This is a genomic window from Bartonella sp. AA16NXGY, from assembly GCF_042197325.1.
GTDB lineage: Bacteria > Pseudomonadota > Alphaproteobacteria > Rhizobiales > Rhizobiaceae > Bartonella.
Window position 1 is genome coordinate 1 of sequence record NZ_JBHIRR010000088.1, and the last position, 503, is coordinate 503.

Here is a 503-nt window from a genome sequence, read left to right on the forward strand (position 1 = left end):
ACTTTGAGCAATGATGTGCTTATCACGAAGCTTTCTCAAGTTTTGTTCACAAGTGAGGCAACAGAAGGCATCACAGCACTTTTGGCTGATATGTCACATGAATCTATTGAATTGATTGATCGAGTTGATGTGATGGATATTGTCGCAATATTGAAGGCTTTTTTTGCTTTTTTTACGCAACGCCAATCCTCTCTGCCAGACAATTTGGGGCAGAACTAGCCCTTTATTATCACTGGGCGCCTTCAGAGATTAACCAGATGGATTGGCTGGATGTGATTGCCTATCGAGAAGAACTCGCGCGCCTGAAAGCTCAAGAATATGAAAGCCATCAGTTAGGATAAGAGACGATCATGGATGTTTCTCTTGTTGTGCGTTTTGTTAATCATCTGCAAGAGGGGATCGCTTCTGCCAAGCGAGATCTTGCAGCCTTTAGTTCAGATGTTGCGCATTTCCAAAACAAGACAAGGCAGCATTTTAAAGGGTGGTTTGACCCTGAGCATCTT

General features: G+C 43.1%; 1 pseudogene. It reads left to right on the forward strand.

Going from position 1 to position 503, the window contains the following annotated elements:
- Nucleotides 1-219, forward strand: a pseudogene (locus tag ACFINK_RS09470) (hypothetical protein); the annotation flags it as partial.
- Nucleotides 220-503: the final 284 nt, after the last annotated feature.